The sequence below is a fragment of the Aeromonas sp. R3-1 genome, assembly GCF_040908345.1.
Lineage (GTDB): Bacteria > Pseudomonadota > Gammaproteobacteria > Enterobacterales > Aeromonadaceae > Aeromonas > Aeromonas veronii.
Window position 1 is genome coordinate 1 of the sequence record NZ_JBFODN010000170.1, and the last position, 3,211, is coordinate 3,211.

General features: G+C 54.9%; 3 protein-coding genes and 1 pseudogene. All 4 read right to left on the minus strand.

From position 1 onward, the window contains the following. Positions 1 to 114: 114 nt before the first annotated feature. A complete protein-coding gene (locus tag AB5Y85_RS10570) occupies positions 115 to 1,707 on the minus strand; it encodes an ABC-F family ATPase (protein WP_005336974.1) in 1,593 nt (530 codons plus the stop codon). Between the two features lie 25 nt (positions 1,708 to 1,732). After that, positions 1,733 to 2,140 (minus strand): hypothetical protein, encoded by a 408-nt coding sequence (locus AB5Y85_RS10575; RefSeq protein ID WP_146037081.1) that lies wholly within the window; start codon positions 2,138 to 2,140, stop codon positions 1,733 to 1,735. Positions 2,141 to 2,178: 38 nt separating this feature from the next. Continuing rightward, positions 2,179 to 2,649, minus strand: coding sequence for a tyrosine-type recombinase/integrase (locus AB5Y85_RS10580; protein WP_257687785.1), 471 nt, complete (start codon positions 2,647 to 2,649; stop codon positions 2,179 to 2,181). 41 nt (positions 2,650 to 2,690) lie between these two features. Continuing rightward, positions 2,691 to 2,945 (minus strand): annotated as a pseudogene (locus AB5Y85_RS10585) (DUF3596 domain-containing protein); the annotation flags it as partial. Positions 2,946 to 3,211: the final 266 nt, after the last annotated feature.

A 3,211-nucleotide genomic window follows, 5' to 3' on the forward strand; every position in this document is an offset into this window, starting at 1 on the left:
TGTGGCGTGTAGTCACACCACTGCTATATGCCATCTCAGTCGTCTAAATACGGGATATAAAAAAACCGGCACCTGAGTGCCGGTTTTGCATTGCGCACTTGTGCAGGAGCGGGGTTACACCACGCCCTGGGTGCGCAGGTAATCCTCGTAGGTGCCGCCGAAGTCGCGGATTCCATCTTCGCTCAGCTCCAGAATGCGGGTCGCCAGAGAGGAGACGAATTCGCGGTCGTGGGAGACGAAGATCAGGGTGCCCTTGTACATCTCGAGTGCCAGGTTCAAGGATTCGATAGATTCCATGTCAAGGTGGTTGGTCGGCTCATCCATGATCAGGATGTTGGGGCGCTGCATCATCAGCTTGCCGAACAGCATGCGGCCCTGTTCACCACCAGAGAGCACCTTGACCGGCTTCTTGATGTCGTCCTGGGAGAAGAGCAGACGACCCAGTACGGAGCGTACAGCCTGCTCGTCTTCGTTATCCTGTTTCCACTGGGCCATCCAGTCGAACACGTTGAGGTCAGTGTCGAAATCTTCGGCGTGATCCTGGGCGTAGTAACCGATCTGGGCGTTCTCGGACCACTTGATGGTACCGGTATCCGGTGCCAGATCCCCGACCAGCGTCTTGATCAGGGTCGATTTACCGATACCGTTGGTACCCAGAATGGCGACCTTCTCACCCACTTCCAGCATCATGTTGAGGCCCTTGAACAGGGGCGCCTCACCATAACCTTTGGACAGGCCTTCGATCTCCAGAATGTTGCGGTAGAGCTTCTTCTCCTGCTCGAAGCGGATGAAGGGGTTCTGACGGCTGGATACCTTTACTTCCTCAATCTTGATCTTGTCGATCTGCTTGAGGCGGGAGGTCGCCTGGCTGGACTTGGATGCGTTGGCACTGAAACGGGAGACGAAGGATTGCAGATCGGCGATCTGGGCCTTCTTCTTGGCGTTGTCGGCCAGCAGACGCTCGCGCGCCTGAGTGGCGGCCAGCATGTAGTCATCGTAGTTGCCCGGGTAGACGCGCAGCTCGCCGTAGTCCAGATCCGCCATATGGGTACAGACGGAGTTCAGGAAGTGACGGTCGTGAGAGATGATGATCATGGTGCTTTCACGTTCGTTGAGCACCTGCTCCAGCCAGCGAATGGTGTTGATATCCAGGTTGTTGGTCGGTTCGTCCAGCAACAGGATGTCGGGGTTGGAGAACAGCGCCTGTGCCAGCAGCACCCGCAGTTTCCAGCCCGGGGCCACTTCGCTCATCGGGCCGTTGTGCTGCTCGATGGGAATACCGGCACCCAGCAGCAGTTCACCTGCGCGGGACTCGGCGGTATAGCCGTCATACTCGGCGACCAGACCTTCCAGCTCGGCGGCCTTCATGTAGTCGTCGTCGGTCGCTTCGAGGTTGGCGTAGATGGCATCGCGCTCGGCGATGGCCGCCCACAGCTCGGTGTGACCCATCATGACCACGTCCAGTACGCGCATATCTTCGTAGGCGAACTGATCCTGACGCAGCTTACCGATGCGCTCGTTGACGTCCAGGCTCACATTACCGCCAGTGGGCTCCAGATCACCGCCGAGGATCTTCATAAAGGTGGACTTGCCACAGCCGTTGGCGCCGATAAGGCCATAGCGGTTGCCGCCGCCAAACTTGACGTTGATGTTCTCAAACAGCGGCTTGGCGCCGAACTGCATGGTGATGTTGTTGCTACTAAGCATAGTGTGTTAATAAATTCCTTAATTATCAGCGCATTGCTGCACTGGTTGAAAACTCTGGGGCGCTATTGGGGCAAATGCCCATTTTTTGCATCGAACTCCAGATAGAATCGACCTCACTTTGACTGGCCGACTCAATCCATTTTCCATAGACCTCTTGCAACATTTTTGCAGAGTTGTGACCCATCTGTTCAGCTATGAACGCAAGGTTTCCGTGAGCAGTGATGTTCCAACTGGCATAGGTATGCCTCAGTTGATAGGCCCTGCGATAACGAACCCCAGATTTCTTGATTGCTGCCTGCCATGGGGCCACCAGGAAGACACCAGAGTAAAAAGGCGGCCTGTCCGGCACAACTTTGGTTGGTCGGAATACGGGGCGCAATGTTTGGCGCACGATCATGCCACCTGGTAGGTGCATGTCAATCTCTGCGTCCAAAAGTGCCCCAGTTATCTTGAATTGATCCTGCAGAGCGCTTAGGGCCGGGGGCAAAGGTGAACTGTTCTTGTCTTGTTTGTCTTCGGGAGCTTGAACTGCATCTTTTGCTGAGTGAGGTTTCTGCGAACATGCAGGGGCTTATTTTCAAAATCGATGTCGCCCCAGCTCAGAGCTCTCAGCTCACCCGGGCGGATCCCTGTGTAGGCGAGAACCAGCAATATGTTCTTAAACTGCTGGTTGGTTGTTACATCGAGCAACCTTTGGAACTCCCAATGCTCGAAAGGATCCGCGATCTTCTCGGTGGTCAGTCTGGCAACTGCCACACGCACGTCGAATGCCCGTTCAACAAGCTCATTTCGCGCAGCCCATTTCAGCAGGTTTCCGATATGGCCAAGATAGGTTCTTACTGTTCTTGGCCGGCAATCGATGAGCAGCTGGTTGCGCAGTCTTTCAATATGCATTGGCAGCATGTCAGCTATTGGCATATCGCGTCCGAGAAACTCGGTCATCCTTTTGAACGCGCTGCTATATGAGCGCTTTGTCGATATGCCTATCGTTGCCCTGCGCTCTCAACAAAGGCGACTGCGGCCTCAGCCAGTGTCATTCTGGTGGTTGTTCGCACCCCTAGGCGGGCCAAATCCTTGGAGTTGGGGAAGTGTTTTGCATAGTCAAAGCTGCCAAGGGCGATTTCATGTTTGATGGCAGCGAGTTTGTTCGCTGCGAATTTGACGTTTACCTTCGTGATGGGGACATCCAATGTCTCTCTGCACCGGCGCCCCTTGTAGCTGAAGCAGATCCGAATCTTGTTGCCATGCCGACCCCGGTAAGCCCCGCTATCAGCGAGGCGTGGTTTTCTATTGTGCTGACTCTACCCACTTGTCGTACTCCTCGATGCTGTAGCGAACCTGACCATCAGGACCATATTTCCAGATTATTCCTTCTGGCCATTCCCCTTTAAGGCGGCGCCTCTCTTGTTGTGGTCAACTAAATCCGGACACTTGGTTAGGCCGTTCTTCGGCTTTTGCTGGCGGTATCCCGTCATTGTGGTGATGTGGACGCCGCCAGTTGTAG

Bases quoted from the DNA above. Each gene is read 5' to 3' on its own strand.
- AB5Y85_RS10570 (WP_005336974.1), bottom strand. From the start codon at position 1,707: ATGCTTAGTAGCAACAACATCACCATGCAGTTCGGCGCCAAGCCGCTG.
- AB5Y85_RS10580 (WP_257687785.1), bottom strand. From the start codon at position 2,649: ATGACCGAGTTTCTCGGACGCGATATGCCAATAGCTGACATGCTGCCA.